The sequence below is a fragment of the Dietzia sp. NPDC055877 genome, from assembly GCF_053615975.1.
Genome location: NZ_JBSHCV010000001.1, coordinates 67,644 through 87,223, shown reverse-complemented (window position 1 = coordinate 87,223; position 19,580 = coordinate 67,644). Strand labels below are relative to the sequence as shown.

17 protein-coding genes are annotated in these 19,580 nt (G+C 72.1%); 10 read left to right on the top strand and 7 right to left on the bottom strand.

Translation table 11 applies throughout. The features are described 5' to 3' along the window. Nucleotides 1–243: 243 nt before the first annotated feature. The 5 genes from ACWGLC_RS00430 to ACWGLC_RS00410 all read left to right on the top strand — a co-directional run bounded on the left by ACWGLC_RS00430 (nucleotide 244) and on the right by ACWGLC_RS00410 (nucleotide 6,021). On the top strand, nucleotides 244–1,803 hold the full coding sequence (locus tag ACWGLC_RS00430; protein WP_452098066.1) for an FAD-dependent oxidoreductase: 1,560 nt from the start codon (nucleotides 244–246) through the stop codon (nucleotides 1,801–1,803). Beyond that, nucleotides 1,800–4,229 carry a molybdopterin oxidoreductase family protein gene (locus ACWGLC_RS00425; protein ID WP_452098065.1) on the top strand — a complete coding sequence of 810 codons (2,430 nt, stop codon included), beginning with the start codon at nucleotides 1,800–1,802 and terminating at the stop codon, nucleotides 4,227–4,229. The genes ACWGLC_RS00430 and ACWGLC_RS00425 overlap by 4 nt, the downstream gene beginning before the upstream one ends. Then, the gene (locus ACWGLC_RS00420) at nucleotides 4,226–4,708 is read left to right on the top strand and encodes a hypothetical protein (protein WP_452098064.1); all 483 of its coding nucleotides are present in this window, start codon (nucleotides 4,226–4,228) and stop codon (nucleotides 4,706–4,708) included. The genes ACWGLC_RS00425 and ACWGLC_RS00420 overlap by 4 nt, the downstream gene beginning before the upstream one ends. A 26-nt stretch (nucleotides 4,709–4,734) precedes the next feature. Further along, nucleotides 4,735–5,541 carry a Crp/Fnr family transcriptional regulator gene (locus ACWGLC_RS00415; protein ID WP_452098063.1) on the top strand — a complete coding sequence of 269 codons (807 nt, stop codon included), beginning with the start codon at nucleotides 4,735–4,737 and terminating at the stop codon, nucleotides 5,539–5,541. A gap of 72 nt (nucleotides 5,542–5,613) precedes the next feature. Further along, a complete protein-coding gene (locus tag ACWGLC_RS00410; protein ID WP_452098062.1) occupies nucleotides 5,614–6,021 on the top strand; it encodes a cupin domain-containing protein in 408 nt (135 codons plus the stop codon). Between the two features lie 142 nt (nucleotides 6,022–6,163). Here the strand turns inward: ACWGLC_RS00410 and ACWGLC_RS00405 are convergent, their stop codons facing one another. Together ACWGLC_RS00405 and ACWGLC_RS00400 are read right to left on the bottom strand one after the other, a co-directional pair. Beyond that, nucleotides 6,164–8,128: a heavy metal translocating P-type ATPase gene (locus tag ACWGLC_RS00405; RefSeq protein WP_452098061.1), complete on the bottom strand. Its 1,965-nt coding sequence runs from the start codon at nucleotides 8,126–8,128 to the stop codon at nucleotides 6,164–6,166. Nucleotides 8,129–8,285: 157 nt separating this feature from the next. After that, the gene (locus ACWGLC_RS00400) at nucleotides 8,286–8,525 is read right to left on the bottom strand and encodes a heavy-metal-associated domain-containing protein (RefSeq protein WP_452098060.1); all 240 of its coding nucleotides are present in this window, start codon (nucleotides 8,523–8,525) and stop codon (nucleotides 8,286–8,288) included. Between the two features lie 132 nt (nucleotides 8,526–8,657). Between ACWGLC_RS00400 and ACWGLC_RS00395 the strand changes: the two genes are divergently transcribed. Further along, nucleotides 8,658–9,914: a glutaminase gene (locus ACWGLC_RS00395; RefSeq protein ID WP_452098059.1), complete on the top strand. Its 1,257-nt coding sequence runs from the start codon at nucleotides 8,658–8,660 to the stop codon at nucleotides 9,912–9,914. A 34-nt stretch (nucleotides 9,915–9,948) separates the two neighbouring features. Here the strand turns inward: ACWGLC_RS00395 and ACWGLC_RS00390 are convergent, their stop codons facing one another. The 4 genes from ACWGLC_RS00390 to ACWGLC_RS00375 form a co-directional block, all read right to left on the bottom strand. Beyond that, entirely contained in the window at nucleotides 9,949–11,415 is a 1,467-nt protein-coding gene (locus ACWGLC_RS00390; protein WP_452098058.1) for a flavin-containing monooxygenase, read from the bottom strand. Further along, nucleotides 11,412–12,341: a patatin-like phospholipase family protein gene (locus ACWGLC_RS00385; protein ID WP_452098057.1), complete on the bottom strand. Its 930-nt coding sequence runs from the start codon at nucleotides 12,339–12,341 to the stop codon at nucleotides 11,412–11,414. The genes ACWGLC_RS00390 and ACWGLC_RS00385 overlap by 4 nt, the downstream gene beginning before the upstream one ends. A 75-nt stretch (nucleotides 12,342–12,416) precedes the next feature. Further along, on the bottom strand, nucleotides 12,417–13,604 hold the full coding sequence (locus ACWGLC_RS00380; protein ID WP_452098056.1) for an alpha/beta hydrolase: 1,188 nt from the start codon (nucleotides 13,602–13,604) through the stop codon (nucleotides 12,417–12,419). 1 nt (nucleotide 13,605) lies between these two features. Continuing rightward, nucleotides 13,606–14,040 carry a pyrimidine dimer DNA glycosylase/endonuclease V gene (locus ACWGLC_RS00375; protein WP_452098055.1) on the bottom strand — a complete coding sequence of 145 codons (435 nt, stop codon included), beginning with the start codon at nucleotides 14,038–14,040 and terminating at the stop codon, nucleotides 13,606–13,608. A gap of 121 nt (nucleotides 14,041–14,161) precedes the next feature. On the opposite strand from ACWGLC_RS00375, the gene ACWGLC_RS00370 reads away from it, so the two are divergent. Next, the gene (locus ACWGLC_RS00370) at nucleotides 14,162–14,839 is read left to right on the top strand and encodes a DNA alkylation repair protein (RefSeq protein ID WP_452098054.1); all 678 of its coding nucleotides are present in this window, start codon (nucleotides 14,162–14,164) and stop codon (nucleotides 14,837–14,839) included. Between the two features lie 83 nt (nucleotides 14,840–14,922). Here ACWGLC_RS00370 and ACWGLC_RS00365 read toward each other — a convergent pair whose 3' ends face one another. Continuing rightward, nucleotides 14,923–16,125, bottom strand: coding sequence for a glycosyltransferase family 4 protein (locus tag ACWGLC_RS00365; RefSeq protein WP_452098053.1), 1,203 nt, complete (start codon nucleotides 16,123–16,125; stop codon nucleotides 14,923–14,925). Between the two features lie 103 nt (nucleotides 16,126–16,228). Between ACWGLC_RS00365 and ACWGLC_RS00360 the strand changes: the two genes are divergently transcribed. From ACWGLC_RS00360 to ACWGLC_RS00350, 3 genes are read left to right on the top strand one after another with little or no spacing between them, the layout of a single operon-like run. Continuing rightward, nucleotides 16,229–17,101 carry a WcbI family polysaccharide biosynthesis putative acetyltransferase gene (locus tag ACWGLC_RS00360; protein WP_452098052.1) on the top strand — a complete coding sequence of 291 codons (873 nt, stop codon included), beginning with the start codon at nucleotides 16,229–16,231 and terminating at the stop codon, nucleotides 17,099–17,101. After that, the gene (locus ACWGLC_RS00355; protein ID WP_452098051.1) at nucleotides 17,098–18,180 is read left to right on the top strand and encodes a hypothetical protein; all 1,083 of its coding nucleotides are present in this window, start codon (nucleotides 17,098–17,100) and stop codon (nucleotides 18,178–18,180) included. The genes ACWGLC_RS00360 and ACWGLC_RS00355 overlap by 4 nt, the downstream gene beginning before the upstream one ends. Beyond that, nucleotides 18,177–19,568: a glycosyltransferase family 2 protein gene (locus ACWGLC_RS00350; protein WP_452098050.1), complete on the top strand. Its 1,392-nt coding sequence runs from the start codon at nucleotides 18,177–18,179 to the stop codon at nucleotides 19,566–19,568. The genes ACWGLC_RS00355 and ACWGLC_RS00350 overlap by 4 nt, the downstream gene beginning before the upstream one ends. Nucleotides 19,569–19,580: the final 12 nt, after the last annotated feature.

Here is a 19,580-nt window from a genome sequence, read left to right as displayed (position 1 = left end):
CCCCGCCGCCTGCCACCGGCCGCCTCGCCGCCCGGCTGCGTCGGGAAGAGGGTTCGGCCCGCATCGCCCGAGTGAGTTTGTGCGCTTTCCGCTTCTCGATCGAGTCCTCGACTCGGCGGGAGTCGCTCGGCGCGGGCCGGAGTACATCGTGAGAAGCGGACCGTGTGAGCAGACGGCGATTCTGCGCTGGCGTGGAAGCCGAGCGGATGCATTAGCGGATGGGCAGTCCTACGGTAAGCCACCATGGGCACTTCGTACTGGCAGCGCAGCACCATCGACGTCCCCGCAGTCGACATCCCCGCCGACGAGCACGTGGACCTGGTGGTCGCGGGCGCGGGCTTCACCGGCCTGATCACCGCGCTCATGGCGGCGGCGCGCGGCCACTCGGTGGTGGTGCTCGAAGCGCGGACCGTCGGCGCGGGCGCCAGCGGAGCGACCACGGCCAAGGTGTCGGTGCTGCAGGGCACGCGGCTCTCCGCCATCCGGTCACGGCACGGTCTGGACACCGCCCGCGCCTACGCCGACGCCAACCAGTACGGCCTGGAATGGTGGGCCGAGTTCTGCGACACCCACGACGTGGCCGTGCAGCGCCCGCGGGCGGTGACGTTCTCGCGCGGCCTGCTCGGCGGGTCCGCGCTGGGCAAGGAGATGCGCACCCTTCGCGACCTGGGACTGCCCGCGCGGTGGTACGATCGGATCGACGTGCCGTTCCCCGCCAGGGCCGCGGTCGAGCTGCCGGAGCAGCTGCAGTTCGACCCGGCCGAGGCGCTGGCCGCGCTGGTTCGGACGGTCGAGGCGCTCGGCGTGCGGATCGTGGAGGGCGCGCGTGTCACCGGCCTCGATGCGCGGGGCAGCGGGGACGAGGCGTTCGTCGACGTGACCGTCAACGCGGTGGCGGGCGACGTCGTCGTCGACACCTCCGACGCCTCAGGCACCTCCGGCACCACGGCCGCACCCGGTCCCACCCGTCGCTCCACCCTTACCGCGCGCGACGTGGTGCTGGCCACGGCGACCCCGGCGCTCGACCGCGGGCCGTCCGTGGCGACGATGGAGGCCGAACGCTCCTACCTGTGCGCGTTCGACTATTCGGGCGGGCTACCGGAGGGCATGTACGTCTCCGTCGAGCGCCCGGCGCGGTCGCTACGCACGGTCCCGACCGCGGGCGGCGAGGTGTTGCTCGTCGGCGGCAACGGCCACCGCACCGGCACGGCCGCCGGGACCGCCGACAAGCTCGACTCCCTGCGCGAGTACGCGGAGAAGCACTTCCCGGGCGCGCGACTCACGCACGGCTGGTCCGCGCAGGACTACCACCCGGTGACGATGCTGCCCCGCTCCGGACCGCTGCCGTGGGGGCGCGGGCGGGTCCACTTCGCCGGCGGTTACAGCAAGTGGGGACTGGCGGCGGCGCCGGCGGCCGCGGGGATCATGGTCGACCGCCTCGAGGGCCGCGAACCGCGTACGTCGTTCGGTCGGCCCACGATCACCGGCACGGTCCGGGGCGCGGCGCCGCTCGCGGCGGGGCTACCGGCGCAGCTCGCGGCGACCGCGGCGCAGGCGGTGGTACGGCCGCCACGGCCGAGCATCCGGCCGATGGGCCAGGCCAGGGGCGACGACGACGAGACCTGCCGCGTCGGACTGCTGTGCCCCCACCTGGGAGCCGTACTGAGCTGGAACGAAGCGGAGCGGTCCTGGGACTGCCCGTGGCACGGGTCGCGCTTCTTGGCGTGTGGCGAGCTGCTCGAGGGGCCGGCCGCGCGCGGACTCACGAGGTACGACGCCCACCAGGGAGGGAGGACGGGATGAGCCCGGCGCATCCCGACAGCAGCAGGCCGCGGCCCACGCGGATCGATCAACCGTGGGGCGAGCGCACCGCCTACGGGCCCGGCGAGGACTGGCCGGTCCGCGTGGACACCCACCTGGCGGACGGCGTGCGCGAGGAGGACGTGGACCGCTGGGTCCAGACCGCCTCCATCCTGCATTCCAACGGCGACGCGATGGACATGGCGGTGGTCGACGGCCGCATCCAGGGGGTTCGTGGGCGGGCCGGCGACCGCGTCAATCACGGTCGCCTGGGCGTTAAGGACCTCTACGGCTGGCAGGCCAACTCCTCGCCGGACCGGCTGACCCGGCCGCTGGTGCGGGAGAACGGCCAGCTGGTCGAGACGGACTGGGACACCGCGATGGATCGGGTCGTCGGCCGGACGCGCGAGCTGCTGGACGAGCAGGGGGCCAGCGCGATCGGCTTCTACACCAGCGGCCAGCTGTTCGCGGAGGAGTACTACACGCTGGGCGTGATCGCCCACGGCGGGATCGGCACCAACCACGTCGACGGCAACACGCGGCTGTGCACGGCCACCGCCGCCGCGGCGCTCAAGGCCTCCTTCGGCTGCGACGGGCAGCCGGGCTCGTACACCGACATCGACCACGCCGACGTGATCGCCCTGTACGGCCACAACATGGCCGAGACGCAGAGCGTCCTGTGGATGCGGATCCTCGACCGACTGGCCGGTCCCAACCCACCCGCGATCCTGTGCGTGGACCCGCGACGGACCCCGGTGGCCGCGCACGCCACCCTCCACCTGGCGCCGCTGCCCGGCACCAACATGGCGCTGATGAACGCGCTCATCCACGAGCTCATCGAGTCCGACGCCGTGGACCGCGACTACGTGGACTCGCACACGGTGGGCTACGACTCGCTGGCCGGGCAGGTCGCCGACTGCACACCCGAGTGGGCCGCCGAGATCTGCGGCGTCCCGGCCGGGCGGATCCGGGAGGCCGCGCGGCTGCTCGCGGGCGCGGAGAAGCTGATGTCGACCGTGCTGCAGGGCTTCTACCAGTCGCATCAGGCCGCGGCGGCGTCGATCCAGGTCAACAACATCCACCTCCTGCGCGGCATGCTGGGCAGGCCCGGCTGCGGCGTGCTGCAGATGAACGGCCAGCCCACGGCGGAGAACACCCGCGAGTGTGGGGCGGACGGTGACCTGGCGGGCTTCCGGAACTGGTCCAACCCCTCGCACATCGACGACCTGGCGTCGGTGTGGAACGTCGACCCGATGGCGATCCCGCACTACACCGCCCCCACGCACGCCATGCAGATGATGCGCTACGTCGAGGACGGCTCGCTGCGCCTGCTGTGGGTGAGCGGGACCAACCCGGCGGTGTCACTGCCCGAGCTGCACCGGATCCGCTCGATCCTGTCGCAGGAGCGGCTCACGCTGGTGGTCCAGGACATCTTCCTCACCGAGACCGCCCAGCTGGCCGACGTCGTGCTGCCCGCCGCTACCTGGGGGGAGAAGACCGGCACGTTCACCAACGTCGACCGCACCGTGCACCTGTCCGAGAAGGCCGTCGAGCCGCCCGGTGAGGCCAAGGCCGACCTGGACATCTTCCTCGACTACGCCCGCCGACTCGATCTGCGCGGCAAGGATGGCAGCCCGCTCGTGCACTGGCACGATCCGGAGTCGGCGTTCGACGCCTGGAAGGAGTGCAGCCGCGGGCGCCTGTGCGACTACACGGGCCTGACCTACGACAAGCTGCGCGGCGAGTCCGGTGTGCAGTGGCCGTGCAACGAGGAGAACCCGGACGGCACCGAACGTCTCTACACCGACGGCCGGTTCTGGGCCCACCCCGACGTGTGCGAGAACTACGGCCGCGACCTGGTCACGGGCGCTCCGAAGAACGCGCAGGAGTACAAGGTGTTCAACCCGGAGGGACGGGCGATGCTCAAGGGCGCGCCGTACCTGCCGGCGCACGAGAGACCCGACGACGACCACCCGCTGCATCTGATCACCGGACGCACCCTCTATCACTTCCACACGCGCACCAAGACGGGCCGGGCACCGGAGCTCGACGCCGCCGCGCCCGAGGTGTGGGTGGAGATCAGCGCGGGCGACGCCGCGGCCGCCGGGCTGACCGCCGGCGACTACGCCGAGATCTCCACCCCGCGCGGCCGCGTCCGTGCGACGGTGCGGATCACCGACATCCGCGACGGGGTGCTGTTCCTGCCGTTCCACTACGGCTACTGGGACACCCCGACCGGCGACGGCCCGGCTCGCGACGCGGCCGGCCGGGCCGCCAACGAGCTCACCCTCACCGACTGGGACCCGGTGTCCAAGCAGCCGATCTTCAAGACCGCGGCCGCCCGGATCACGCGGGTCGCGGACTCGGCCGCTGCGGCGGAGGCCCACGGGCCGGGGCACCGGGAATCCAGGAAGGAGGGCGCGCGATGAAACTCGCACCCGTTCTGCACGAACTCCACCACTCCGAGGTGCGGCTGGGTCGGCAGCTTCTGCTGGTCTCCGAGCGGTACGCCGTCGACCACGAGATCCACCACGTCGCGCGGGACAACGCCGAATGGTCGCGCCGCCACCTGCGGCGGATGGTGGAGGTCGGCGTCGACTACGGGCTCGACCTCGATCCGGCTCCCCGGCTGGAGTCCGGGCCGGCCGCCCGGGTCCGCGAGAAGGGCTCGGAGTTGATCGGCCGGCTGCGTGCGCCGGAGCTACTCATGCTCGAGGACCTGCGGAACGTGTACGTGGACGCCTCCGGCGTGCAGATGGACTGGTTGCTCCTCGCGCAGGCCGCCCAGGGGGTGCGGCACATGCGCCTGCTCGAGCTGGCCGAGGAGTGTCAGCCGGAGACCCACCGCCAGGCCAAGTGGGCGGAGGCGCAGCTCAAGGCGCACGCCACCCAGATCCTCGTGTCCTGAACCGGGAAGTTGGCACAGTGGGGGATATGAGCTCGGTTTCCGATCGTGCGGCCGCCCGCCGGGTCACGCCCCTGCGACCGACGTGCGCGCAACCGCATGCGTGCCCGGAGCCGGTACGACTGGCGGTCCTGCGGCACACACCGTTCTTCGCCGACCTCGACGCCGACGGTATCGCCGACGTCGACCGGCACTCGGTGGCACTGTCCTGGGGGGCGGGCGACGCGGTCTACACCGAGGGCGACTCGGCCGGCCACCTCTACCTGGTGGCCCACGGCCGCGCCAAAGCCTACCGCGACACCGAGGACGGCAGGACCGTCGTGGTGGACCTGCTGGCGCCGGGCGACGTCTTCGGCGGTTTCGACACGCTCGGCCGTCCGGTGTACGGCGAGACCGTGGAGGCGTTCGACACGCTCTGTGCACTGCGGATCTCTGCGGAGGACTTCCGCGAACTCCTGGTCCGCTACCCGGCTGTCGCGCTGCGGGTCGTCGACGATCTGGCGGGTCAGCTCGGCGAGTCCCGCACGACGGTGATGCACCAGTCCACCCGGACGGTGGCCGAGCGGGTCGCGGGGACGCTGCTTCGTATCGCCGACAAGTTCGGCGAGTCCCGGACGGGTTTCGGCGACGGCGGCGCGCCCGGCACACTGTTGCAGCTGCCTCTCACCCGCGCCGATCTCGCCGGGATGACCGGCTCCACACCCGAGTCCGTCTCGCGGGTGATGAGCCGCTTGCGCAGGGAGGGGATCATCGACTCCGGACGACGATGGACGGCAGTGCTCGACCGCGACGGACTGGAGGCGGTCGCGCGCCCGCTGACGGGGCCGTCCAGGTAGATACGCGCCACGCGGGCCGGCCGTTTCGGGCAGGCTGTCAGTGTCAGTTACACCGAACAGACAGGAACCGCGATGAGCCCCACCGATCATGGTCCGAACCCGTATGTCGTGGACATCGAGGACGCCACCTTGGAGAACGACAACTACCGGACCACCTTGTGGACGGGATCGAACATGCAGCTCACGGTGATGAGCATCAAGCCGGGTGACGACATCGGGCTGGAGGTCCACGACGACCACGACCAGTTCCTGCGCGTCGAGGCCGGTAAGGGCCGCGTGCAGATGGGCCCCGCCAAGGACCAGCTGGACTTCGAGCGCGAGGTCGGCGACGACTGGGTGATCCTCGTGCCGGCCGGCTCGTGGCACAACGTCACCAACATCGGTGACGAGGACCTCAAGGTGTACTCGCTGTACGCCCCGCCGGAGCACGCTCACGGCACCGTCCACCCGACCAAGGCTGACGACAACCACGATCACTGATCTGCGCGCGACGCTGACCGACAAGTCGCGCCGCACGATAGCGGCAGGGCCCGGACCGGCATCTGATTGCCGGTCCGGGCCCTTGTCGTCTCTGCGGTGTGGCATGCCGTTCGCGGAATGCGGGCTGCCTCGACGTGGTGCGTCAGACCTTCACGGAATCGCGATCCGCATCACCGAGGTCGGCATCGCTGCGCGCGGGTGCCGCCATTGCCTTCGGGGCGCTGCCCCTGCGACGCATGAGCCGCATGGCGTTGATGATCACCACCAGGACGGATCCCTCGTGGACGAGCATGCCGATCGACATGGTGACCCCGCCCGCGAACACGCCGGCCAGCAGTGCGGCCACGGTGATCATCGCGATCGCGATGTTCTGCCGCATCACGCTGACGGTGCGCTTGGCCAGGCCGATGGCCTCGGGCAGGCGTAGGAGATCGTCGCCCATGAGCGCGATGTCGGCGGTCTCCACTGCCACCGCCGAGCCGGCCGCGCCCATGGCCACACCGATGTCCGCGGTGGCCAGGGCGGGAGCGTCGTTGACGCCGTCGCCGACCATTGCCACGGTGTGCCCCTGACGCTGCAGCTCGGTGACCGCGTCGAGCTTGTCCTCGGGCAACATGCTCGCCCGGACCTCGTCCACACCGGTCGCCTTCGCCACGGCCTCGGCGACCAACCGCACGTCACCTGTGAGCATGATGACCGTCTCCACGCCCGCCTCGTGCAGACGGGAGACCATCTCGGCCGCGTCCGCACGGATGGTGTCGGCCACCGCGATGACGCCGGCGACTCGTGTATCCACCGCGATGATCATCGGGGTCTTGCCGTCGCGGGCGAACTCGTCCGCCGCACGTTGCGCGGCGCCGTCGTCGACGATTCCGAACTGGTCCAGCAGCGCCTGGTTGCCGATCAGGACACGGTGACCGTCCACCTGGGCGGTCAGGCCCTTTCCGGCGACCGGCTTGACGGACTCGGGGGTGTCGTAGCGGATCCCCTCGGCCGCCGCGGCCTCCAGGATCGGTCGGGCCAGCGGATGCTCGGAACCGGCCTCGCCGCCGGCAGCCAGGGCCAGCACATCGGCGTGGTCCATGGCCGGATCGAGCACCAGCACGTCGGTGAGCTCGGGGCGACCCTCGGTGAGGGTGCCGGTCTTGTCCACCGCGACAACGTCGATCTTGGCGGAGGTCTCCAGGTACTCGCCACCCTTGATGAGGATGCCGTTGCGGGCGGCACGGCCGATGCCGGCGACGATCGCCACGGGAATCGAGATGACCAGAGCGCCGGGGCAACCGATCACCAGCAGGGTCAGGGCGAGAACCACATCACCGGAGATGAGGCCGGCGACCAGCGCGAGGATCATGATGCCCGGGGTGTACCAGGTGGAGAAGCGGTCGATGAAGCTCTGGGTGCGGGCCTTGGCATCCTGCGCTTCCTCGACGCGGTGGATGATCCGCGCCAGAGTGGTGTCGGCGCCGATGCCGGTGGCCAGCACGTGCAGGAAGCCGCCACGCGAGATGGTGCCGGCGAACACCTGGTCGCCCTTGCCCTTCTCGACAGGGATGGACTCGCCGGTGATCGAGGCCTCGTCCAGCGCGCCCGAGCCGGCCACGACCTGGCCGTCGACGGGCACCTTGGCGCCGTTCTTGACCAGGACGATCTCGCCCTGGCGCACCTGGCCGGCGTCGATCTCGACTTGTTCGCCATCGCGCATCACCACAGCGACATCCGGGGCCACCGCCACCAGTTCGGCCAGCGCCGAGCGGGTCTTGTTGAGGGTCGCCGCCTCGAGGGCGTGGCCGATCGCGAACAGGAAGGTGACCGCGGCCGCCTCCCAGTAGTTGCCGATGATGATCGCGCCGATCGCCGCCACCGAGACCAGCAGGTCAATGCCGATATGGCGGATGAGCAGTGCGTCGATCGCCTTCTTGACGATGGGCGCGCCGGCCACGACGGCGGCGGCGAACATCAGCGCGTCGGCCAGGATGGTGTTGCCCTCGAGCCCACGGAAGTCCGAGCCGGCCACACCGGATGCGATGAACGATCCGATGATGAGCAGCCCGGACACGATGGGCACGAACCACCGCCCGTACAGCCAACTACGGATCGTGGTCATGGTCTTTTCCTCTTTCTCTTCTCCGCCACCGTCAGGGGTGCCGGACCTCAGGCGGCCGGCGCCCGTTGGCGCCGGCCGGTGGTGCACTTGCTCGGTTGAGAAGCTGCCGTCGGCGGCCCGAATGACCGCTGCGCGACCCGATAGGGGCCGGCGTGGGTCAGAAGGCGCTGGCACGTGCCTTGTAGCCGGCCTTGCCGACTGCGGCCACCACGTCGTCGACGCTGGCGACCTCGGGGTCGTGTTCAACCTCGATGCGTGAGGAGGCGAAGTGCACCTTCACGTCCTCCACGCCCTTGAGGCGGCCGACCTGCTTCTCGATCCTGCCCACGCAGGAGGGGCAGGAAAAACCCTCCGCACGGAGCATGCTCTTGACGATGTTCTGGCTGTTCGCGGCCATTTCTATCCTCTCCTCGTGGTGTCTTCCTCGGACCTTCCCGGCCCGTCAACTGTGAAGTTACGAGAGACGGGGAAGAAGAACACTGATGGGCGTCACTTATCCGCAAACTAGTTCTCGTGACAATCTGAGGGTGTGAAGACGCCGGTACCCGAATATCTGCTCGAGATCCGCGACGCCTGCTCGGTGGGCGACGACGGCGAGTTGGCCGACTACATCCCCGAGCTCGCCTCCGTCGACCCGGACAGGTTCGCCGTGTCCGCCTGCACCCTGGACGGCGTCGTCTACACCGCCGGCGATGCGGACGCCGAGTTCACCATCCAGTCGATGAGCAAGCCGTTCATCTACGCCCTCGCCCTGCGCGACCGGGGGATCAAGAGTGTGCTGGAGAAGGTCGGCGTGGAGCCGTCCGGTGATGCGTTCAACGAGATCTCGCTCGAGCCGGAAACCGGACGCCCGGAGAACCCGATGATCAACGTCGGAGCCATCACCACGCACACCCTCGTCGGGCCGCCGGACGCGACCGAGATCGAGCGGGACACGGCCGTGCAGGAGGGGCTCTCGGCGTTCGCGGGTCGCCCGCTGGACGTGGATATCACGGTTCTGGACTCCGAGCTGCGTACCGCGTTCCGCAACCGGGCGATGGCCAATCTGGTGCGGGCCGGAGGGATCATTGACGGCGACCCGGACGAGGCGGTCCGCGGATACACCAGGCAGTGCGCCTACACGGTGACCGTCCGCGACCTGGCGGTGATGGCGGTGACCCTGGCCGCCGGCGGGGTCAATCCGGTGACCAAGGAACGGGTGGTCTCGGATGAGGTGGCGCGGCATGTGTTGGCGGTCATGGCCACGTGCGGTATGTACGACGCGGCCGGCGACTGGATGTCCACGGTCGGCATCCCGGCCAAGAGCGGGGTGTCTGGTGGCATCCTCGGTTCGCTGCCCGCCCAGGTCGGACTCGGGGTGTTCTCCCCGCGGCTGGATGCGCACGGGCACAGCGTCGAGGGGGTGCGGGCGTTCGAGCGGATGTCGCGGGACCTCGACCTGCATCTGATGAACACCGCCGTGATGGATGTGGAGGCCGTCCGCTCGGTCCGCTACGACGAGGCAAACGACCGCCGCGTCTTCCGGCTGCAGGGTGCGATGACCTTCGCCAGCGCTGAACTCGTCCTGCGACGCCTCGCCGAGATCCCGCCCGGCGACGGTGAGGTGACCTTGGATCTGAGCCGCGTGTCGTCGGTCAACACCAGCGCCCGCCGGATGCTGCTCGACGGCATGCGCCGCCTCGCCGCCGACGGACACCTGATCGGGCTGGCCGACCCGAGCCGCCGCCTGCCCGACCCGGACCTCGGCGACGGGACGCGGCCCGTATCCCGGCGCGCGGCCCGCTGAACCGCGCCCCGACCGTCACACGCGGCGCGACCGGTCACCGCACCCGGAAGTGGGAGCGGTCGGGCTCGGCGAGCAACTCGGCGAGACGGGCGCGGTCGAACGGGAACAGATCGATCGCGCCGCCGGAGTGGAAGTACCAGGAGTTGCACCCGGTGTTCCAGACCGTCGGGCCCATCGCGTCCGCCACCTCGGCGTTGAAGTCCGCGGTCGCCTCCTCGGTCACCTCCACCGAGGAGATCGGGCCGTCGCGCAGCAGCCCCAACCAGTGGGCGATGTAGCGGGCGGTGAGCTCCGCGGTGTGCTGCAGGGAGATGGAGCCGGTCGGGGAGTTGGGGCCGAGGACGGTGAAGGCGTTCGGGAATCCCGGGATCGCCGTCATCCGGTAGGCGCGCGGGCCGTGGCGCCACTCATCGTCCAGAGTCCGACCGTCGCGGCCGACGATCTCCATGGGCAGCATGTAGTTGTGCGCCCGGAATCCCGTCGCCAGCACGATGACGTCGGCCGGGCGCTCGACGCCGTCGGCCGTGCGGATCCCGCCGGGTGTCACCTGGGCGATCGGCGCCGTCACCAGTTCGGCGTGGTCCTGTTGGATGGCGCGGTAGTAGGTCCCCGAGACCACCTGACGTTTGCACAGCGGCTCGTCGGCCGGGGTGAGTTGCGCGCGCAGGTCGGGGTCACGGACCTGTAAGCGCAGTGAGAGCCGCGCGTAGGTCTGTACCGCGCGTCGTCGCCACGACGGCCGGGTGGTGATGTCGGCGAGGATGCCCGAGCCCCACTGCAGCGCCGCGTACAGCGCGCGGTGTGCGGTCGGGAACCGCCGGAGGACGGATCCGACGACGACGAGCTGGCGCACCCCCATCGGGGCCCACAGGATCCACTGTGGCGATCGGACGTGATGCGTGACCGAGGCGGCGTCCCGGATGAGGGCGGACACCACCTGGACGCCCGTGGAGCCGGTACCGAGCACCGCGACGCGCCGGCCGGCGGTGGACAGCCCGTCTGGCCAGCGCGCCGTGTGGACCACCTCGCCGGCGAAGTCCTCGAGCCCGGGGATCGCAGGCACCGACGGGTGGTGCAGCACCCCGGTCGCGAACACCACCACGTCGGCGTGGAGCGTCTCGCTGCAGGCTGTCGTCAGTTCCCAGTGGGCGTCGTCCTCGTGCCAGCGGGCGGCGACGACCTCGGTGTTCGTCCGGATGAACCGGTCCAGGCCGTGATCGTCGACCACCCGGCGGTGGTAACGCTGGATCTGACTCCCGTCGGCCCACACGTGAGACCAATCCGGCTTGGGGGCGAACCCGAACTGATACAGCTGCGAGGGCACGTCGCAGGTCAGGCCCGGGTAGCGGTTCCAGTGCCAGACCCCGCCCACGTCGGAGCCCTTCTCGAGGACTGTGACGTCGGTGAATCCCTGCTCGCGGAAGACGTGGAGGGCGGTGATGCCGGCGACCCCCGCCCCGATGATCACCACGCGCGGTTCGCGCGGGTGGGCAGGACTCATACGCCGGCCCCGTTCGCGGACAGCGCGGCGCGGACGGTCTCCGGCGCGGTCCTCATGGAGTGCTCGAACGCCGCCACCCGCCGGGACGCGCTCATGAAGTGGGCGCCCAGACCGGCGAGGTCGGTGGCGGTGGGCAGGATGGGGACGACGGTGGTCCCCCGGGCCCGGACGGCCGCGACCTCGGCGGCCAGGCCCGCGGACATCGGACGCCGCAGGAGTCGGTACTCGACCGCGCCGCCGAAGCCGGGGACGCGGACGCCGGGCGCCGAGGTCATGGGGGCGACGACGTAGATCAGATCCGCGTCCTCGGGCGAGATCAGGTCCACGGAGGCGGACGAGCCCATACCGCCGTCGACGAAGATGCGGTCCCCGATGGCGACCGGAGGCATCCACCCAGGGGTCGACCAGGACGCCCGCAGCGCCTCGCCGACGGTCGCGATCGGCGAACCCGGCGCGCCGAACACGACCCGCTCGCCGGCCCGCACGTCGTAGGCGATCATCCGCGCGGCGCGATGCGGCAGCCAGGAGCCCACCTCGAAGCCGTCGGCCAGCCGCTGCAGCCACGTCATGTCACCGCGCCCGGTGGGGGCCAGGCCGGTGAGGGCGGCCAGCCCGGATTGCGTCCGCAGGAGTCCGGGGTTGAGCAGTGGCGGCCCGGGAAGCGGTGGGACGCCGGGCGGCGTGGCCGCGATGTGGCTGCGGAGCCGGGGGTCCTCGGCCTCGCCGCGCTGCATGTCCACCAGTTCGTCGATGCCGACGCCGCCGCCCAGCATGGTCACCAGCTCGGCGCCCGCGGAGGTGCCCTGCAGCACGTCGGCGTCGCGGGGCTCGAAGCCGGTCTGCTCGGCCAGCGCGTGGAGGGCGGCGATCGTCCACGCCGCGCCGATCGTCCCACCGCAGCCGATGACGAGGGCGGTTCGGTTCATCCGGGGTCCCTCCTGGGGTGATGGGGTGATCGGGTGGATTGTCGTGGGGTTAGTGATGTTTAACGGTAGCGCCGATCATCCGGCAAGCGGTTCGGTGAATCGGCGGATCGCCGCCACCACCGCGAGATAGCGCGGCGACCGTACGGCGTCGAAGCCGTGTTGGGCGCCGGGCAGCTCCGCGTAGACCACCGGGTTGGCCGAGGCGGCGCGCAGGTGCCTGACCAGCCGCCGGGCGCCCTTGACCGGGGTGTACGTGTCGAGGGTGCCGTGGATGATCGCGACCGGCGGCGCGCCGGTTGCCGGGCAGCGCACCGGGTCGGACGTCTCCGTGGTCGCCGGGCCCAGCCGGCCGTAGTAGCCGTACAGTCCGATCGCGCCGGCCAGCGAGGTGTCAACGTCCTCGAAGCCCGGCTGGTATTCCGGGTCGCCCGCCGTCAGCGCGGTCATCATCGCGATATGTGCCCCCGCCGAGCTGCCGGCCCCCACGATCGGCGTGTTCATCGGGATGCCGTGGTCCGGCCCCTCGGCGCGGACCCACCGGATGAGCCGCTTGATGTCCACCAGGTGCTGCGGGAACCCCGACTCCGGGGTGGGCGAGAGGTGGTAGGTCGCGCTGATCGCCGCCCAGCCGCGGCGCGCGTGGTCGAACAGCATCGCCCGCGATTCGCGGCTCGGGGCGCCCGCCCGGAAGTGCCCGCCGTGGATGTGGATCAGCACGCCGCGCGCCGGGGCTCCGTCGGCACAGGTGTAGAGATCGAACCGGTTGGCCGTCGGGTCGGGGCCGTAGACCACGCCCCTGCGGGCGCGGACGCCGCGTGGCACGCTCGGCCACGGCGCGAGCAGCACCGCGGGCCAGGGCGTGCGGTGGCGGGGCGAGGGCGGTGTCGTCGTCGTCGACTTTCCCGCCGCCTCTCCCACCACGTCGTGCGGCTCCGCCAGGGCCCGGTCGAGCACGCGCGTGGCGGCGAGCTGCCGGGCCAACACCAGACCCAGTCCCGCGCAGGTCAGTACCGCCATCCCCACGCCGATCACGTCGGACGGGCGCGTGCTGCGGCGGGCCAGCGCCGGGGCGGCCGCCGCACCCACGAGCACGCCGACGTGCAGCGGCAGCTCCAGCGCCGGCAGGCTCAGCACCCAGCCGGCGGTGGCGGCGGCGAAGGGGCGGCGGATCGGGGTGAGCGCGAGTAGCGTCGATGCCGCGGCGGGCGCGAGCACGGCCGGCAGCGGTAGCGGGCGTCGCATCGGGCGGGGGAGCAGCGTCATGTCAGGCCTCCGGCCGGGGTGCGCGTTCCCAGTCGGCCACCGGGCCCGGCACCAGGTCGAACATCGGGTGCGGGCGCGGCTCCGTGAGCCGCTCCAGCCACGCCGGGTCGCGCGCGGTGACCTTGCCGCGAAGGTGCGCCCACTCCAGCGCGAGCTGACCGTCGGTGAGCTCGAGTCGTTCGGCGCCCGCGGGCACCACGACGCGGGTGCGGTCGAACCGGTATCCGCGCGCGTCCGCGCCATCCGCCAGCGCGTGCAGCCATGTGGCGATGCCCGCGACCGGATCGGGCAGCGTGCGGAACCGCTCGAGCTGCGGGTGGCTGCGATAACCGGTGGTCAGCCCGCGGAGCACCTTCTGCGCCAGCAGGCCCTCGCGCCACCCGGCGACCAGCGCGGAGCGGTCGAGGAGGTCGGGGTGGATACTCCACAGGCGCACCCGGTGAGTATAGGGCGCGCGACAGCGTGGCCGCGCGAGTGCGCACGCCGCGGCGTCGGAGGCCGCGCTCGTATGGTGGTGGGATCGGTTCGGTGACGGTGCGAGACGGAGGCGACGGGCCATGACGACGACGACAACGCCCACACTCGACGAAGTGATGGCCGAGCTCGCGGAGCTCGCCGATGCCCGGATCCGGGAGGTCAACGAGCGTCACGGCGACGATCACGCGGTGAATCTGACCAAGCTGCGCGCCGTGGCCAAGAGGGTGAAGAAGAACCATCCCCTGGCGGTCGGGTTGTGGGGCACCGGCGATTCGGCGGCGCGGCTGCTGGCGCTGCTCATCTGCCGGCCGCGGGAGTTCTCGGCGGACGACCTCGACGCGATGATCCGCGAGGCGCGCACCCGCAAGGTACACGACTGGCTGGTGGGCTACGTCGTGATGAAGGGCCCGCACGCCGAGGAGCTGCGGGTCGCGTGGCTGGCCGACGCGGACCCGGTCGTGGCGAGTGCCGGCTGGGCGTTGACCGCGGACCGGGTGGTCAAGAAGCCTGGGGGGCTGGACCTGCCCGCGTTGCTGGACCAGATCGAGGCCGAGATGGCCGGGGCGCACGAGCGGCTGCAGTGGGAGATGAACACCACGCTCGCGCAGATCGGGATCGAGAACCCGGACCTGCGGCCGCGCGCGCTGGAGATCGGCGAGCGGCTGGGCGTCCTGCGGGACTACCCGACGCCGGCCAACTGCACGTCCCCGTACGCGCCGGAGTGGATCACCGAGATGGTGCGCCGCAAGGAGGGCTGACGCGGCCGCCCGCCGCCCGCCGCCACCCGCCCGCCGCCGCCCGCTGCCGCCCACTGCCGGCGAGTGGTCGGAGATCACGGCGTTCAGTGACCGCCACCTGGGGAAACGCGAGTGGGTTCGACCGATCGGCGGTTGCTGAGGGGCCGGTCGGTGTGGAAATAGGCATCGCGTGCGGAATTCCGGACGGCCTCGCGGTAGAGCTCGCCGTGGGCCCGGGCGACGGCGGCGTCCTCCGCATCGGGCGATCGGGGCGGAACCGGCGGGCCGTCGAGGGCGGCCAGGAGCGCGGCGTGCAGCTCGGATGTCAGCGCCTCCGCGGTGACGCGGGCCGGGTCGTACGACGCGGCATCGGGGCCCCATTGCTGCACGAGATGGCCGATTGCGGGGATGGCCGGCGGGAGGCCCAGGTCTCGGCACAGCTCCAGCCAGCCGGAATGCGTGCCGTGGCGGTGCGGAAGCACGAGCGCGCCGAACCCGGCAAGTGCCGCGCACAGGTCGGCATCGGACAGGTGCTCGTGCGCGCGGACCTCGACGGCCGGCGCGAGTCGGTCGAGTTCGATCGCCGCGGCGTGCCGGGGGTGGCCGGGCTCGCGGGCCGCGGCCAGCGCATCCGACCGGACCATGACGGCCAACCGCGTGCCCGGCGGCAGGGCCGCGGCCAGCGGGGCCAGGAGTTCCTCGACGGCGACCCCGGCCCGCAGCGAGCCCAGCACCACGCCCACCGCGCGAGGCGCTGGTTCCCGGGTACGTGCGTGCTGGTCGCAAAGCGTGTCGAGCCGACCCCGACGGTGCGGCTCGGTGATCTCGGGCGGCATGAGCCGGGGATGCGGGATGACGTGCGCGTCCACGCCCCAGAGCCGGCGGATCTCGGCGGCCGCGCCCGCGGTCAGCGTGATCACCGCATCCGCGCCGCGGACCAGGTGCCCGGTGCGCGCGAGGTGCGCCGCGGGGTCGGGCTCGTGGGGGTTCGTCAGATCGTGCACGGTCACCACCAGGGGTAACCCGCGCGCGCGGACCGCGGCGACGAACTCCGCGACCTGCCCGGGGGTGCGGTGCTCGTAGCCGAAGTGAACGTGGACGAGGTCGGCGCCGTCGAGCACCTCGGGGCGCTCGGCGGCCTCCAACGCCGGGTGCGGCCACCACCGCGCGGGCTCGGCGGGGTCGAGTACGGGATCGGCCAGCACCTCGACGTCGGTGGCCGGGCCGACGGCATGCCGGACGTAGTCGTGGCCGGCGGGGAGGGACAGGACCCGGGTCCGTGGGGTCGAGGAGGGGCCGGAGATCACCCCGTCACGGTGCCCGCCGACGCACGCCGTCGCCACCGCTTGCCGCCGCGGCTGCCGCGTCAGCCGGTTGCCGCCACCCCCGGCCGTGCCTACGCTCGCCCCGATGAGCACTCCGGATCAGCCCACGATCATGGTGATCGGGAACTGCCAGGCCGACGTCTACCGTGACCTGCTGCGCACCTCGCAGGAGGTCACCGTGATCGATGTCCGACCGGTGTACGAGATGACGGCCGGCGACCTCCCGCGCCTACACGCGGACCTCGCCCGCACTGATGTGCTGATCATCCAGCCGATCCGCGACGACTACCGCGACCTGCCACTGGGCCACCGCCAGCTCGCGGCCCGACTCCCGACGTCGGCCTCCGTGGCTCTGGTGCCGGTGCTGCGCTACGCCGGTCTGCACCCGTACCAGGTGCTGGTGCGCCCACCACGGGATCGCTCACTCGTCCCACCGATCGCGCCCTACCACGACCTGCGCACCCTCGTGGCCGCCGAGACCGGCGACCACGATCTCCTCGAGGCCACTCCGACCGCCGAGCAGGCCCGGGCCTCGGCGGATGAATCCGTCGAGGCGCTGCGTGTCCGCGAGCAGACCCACGGCGCCCTGTCCGTCTCGGATCTCCTCGAGGGCTACCCGCGCTGGCACACCATCAACCACCCCGACCGGCACACGCTGGCCACGGTGTTCGACCGCATCCTCGGGCACCTGCCCGCCGGCCTGCTGTCGGACCCTCCCCGGATCGGCGACCGCGAGCCCCTGGGCGCGACCCGCGCTCCCGTCGATCCCGCGGTGGAGCGTGCGCTGGGTCTGCCCGAGACCGGGCCCCGCGACTGGCTGGTCGACGGCGCGCCGGTGCCTGAGCGCGAGATCGTGGACGCCCACCTCGCCTGGTACGCCGCCACCCCGAGCGTGGTCGACGAGGGCTTGCGCAGGCACGCGGCCCGCATCGAGTTGCTGGGGCTGATGGCCGCGTGATCGGCTCCGACCGCGACGCCGACGCCGACGCCGACGCCGACGTCCCGGCCGCCCGGCCACCTCTCACGGTCGCCCTGGGGCCGCCCGAGCACGGGGTGGCCCGCTTCGCCGTCGACTGCGCCCGCGCCGCCGGGACCACGCTGATGGAGGTCGCCCACGTCGACGACCTGCCCGACGCCCTGACCGCGCACCCCGGCACGCCCGTGCACCTGCACATCACCGATCCACTGTTCGGCTCGACACCTGACGAGGCCGCCGGGGCGGTCGAGTCGCTGTCGCGTGACCGCCCCGTCGCGGTGACCCTGCATGACGTCCCGCAGCCGGCCGAGGGCGCCGAGCGATGCCGGAGCCGGGCCCGGGCCTATCGTCGAATCGCAGCCGCTTCGGACCTGGTCATGGTGAGTTCCGGGCACGAGCACCGACTCTGCGCGGACGAGGGCATCGCCGTCGACGTCGTCGTCCCGCTGCCTGTTCCCGCTCTGCCTGTTCCCGCCCTGCCTACCTCGGCCCGGACGGGAGCGGCCCCGACCGCTCGCGCCGTCCCCTCCCTCGACCCTCGCTCGGTGGGCGTCTTCGGCTTTCTGCACCCGGGCAAGGCGGTTGACGTGGTCGCGGAGGCCGTCGCGCGGCTCGCGGCCGACGGCGACGACCGCGTGACTCTACGCTTGTTGGGCGCGCCGGCCGAGGGGCACGAGGAGTACGTGGCCGCCGCGCTGGAGACCGTGCGCGCCGCCGGCGGTCGGGCGGAGGTGACGGGACGGATCGACGACGACGAGCTCGCCGGCACGCTCGGCGAGGTGACCGTGCCGGTCGCCCTGTTCCGGAACGTCTCGGCCTCGGGTTCCCTCAACACCTGGGCCGCCGCAGGCCGCCGCCCCCTGGTCAACGACTCGGACTACACCCGGGAGATGGAGCAGATCCGGCCGGGATCCCTGCTGCTGGCCAGCGGCGCCGATTTGGCCGCGGACCTGCGCGCACTCCTCGACGACCCCGCGCCCACCGTGCGCGACATCCCGCCGCCCGGCCTGGACGAGCTCGGGCGGGCGTACCTGCAGGCCTGGCGGGGGTGGCTCACATGAACGGCCGGCCCCCGCTGAGCGTGGACGTGGTGATCCCGTACTACCGGGACCAACAGATGCTCGACCGGATCCTCGCTGCCCTGAGCGGGCAACGCGGACTCGCCGGGGTCGGGCGTGAGCGGGCGGTGCGCGATCCGGTCGGGAACGATTCGGCGGGGCACGTGCCGGCAGGGCTCGTGCCGGCGGGAATGCCGTCCATGCAGGTGATCGTCGCGGACGACGGGTCACCCACCCCGCCCTCCGTGCCGCCCGGGGTCACGGTGGTGCGCCAGGACGACCGGGGTTTTCGCGCGTCGGCCGCGCGGCACCTCGGTGCGCAGGCGGGCAGTGGCGAGCTCCTGCTGTTCCTCGACGGCGACACCGTCCCCGGGCCCGACTACGTCGCCACGATGGCCGCCGCCCTGACCGACGCGCCCGACCTGCTGGTCGTGGGCCGCCGCCGTTACGGGCGCTTCGGCCCGGTCACTACAGCGGTTGAGCCGGAGGTGATCCTGCCCGATCCCGCCTGGCCCGCCGCGTTCTACGCCGAGACCGACAACCTGTCCCGCGGCGAGGGCCTGTGGCGCGGGGTCCTGTCCGCGGTGTGCGGCCTGCACCGCCGCCTTTACGACCTCGCCGGGGGATTCGATCCGGGGATCATCGGCTACGGCGGCGAGGACTGGGACCTGGCCTGGCGTTGCGAACAGGCCGGCGGTCGCCTGCGCTACCTCCCCGACGCCGTGGCCTGGCACGACGGCCCGGACTGGGCGGGCCGCGCAGGCGCCGGGGACGGCCGGGACGACGTCCGACACCTGGCCCAGAAGAACGCCGAGACCGCCCGCCTGGCACCGCTCATCGCCTCGCCCTTCACGCGCCCCGCCAGCGGGATTTTCGCCCTCCCGTCCATCGCGGTCCACGTCCACGCCGCGGGGTCGGCGTTTTCCGGGACCGGCTCTGCCGCCGCGACCTGCGTCTCTCTACTGCGCTGGGGCGATGTGGCCGCGACCGTCGACCCCGCCACCTCGGACTCCGGGGTGATCGCGGGCCTGTTCGCCGACGACCCACGGGTGGACGTGAGGGAGCGCGGCCGGTGGCGGCGGCGCGGCGGGCAGGGGGCGGGTCCTCGTCGTCGTCCCGACATCCTGGTCGACATCCACCGCCCCTGCGCGCTCGGGGATCTCCCCGTGGAGCGGTTGCGCGCACTGTGCCCACCCGTCGGGAGCGTGAGGATCGACGACGAGGGCCGCACCCTCGCCCACGTCCGCAGTTCGCGGGCACTGGCACGCGAGCAGGAGTGGGGTGAGCGCGCGCCCGACCCTGTGCGCGTCGCGGCGCGGGACCTCGAGATCAGGCCCCCGGTCGACGACGGAACGGGAGTGCGACTCGAACGCGTGGTGGGCGGCTGGTGAGAGCGGGGGTGT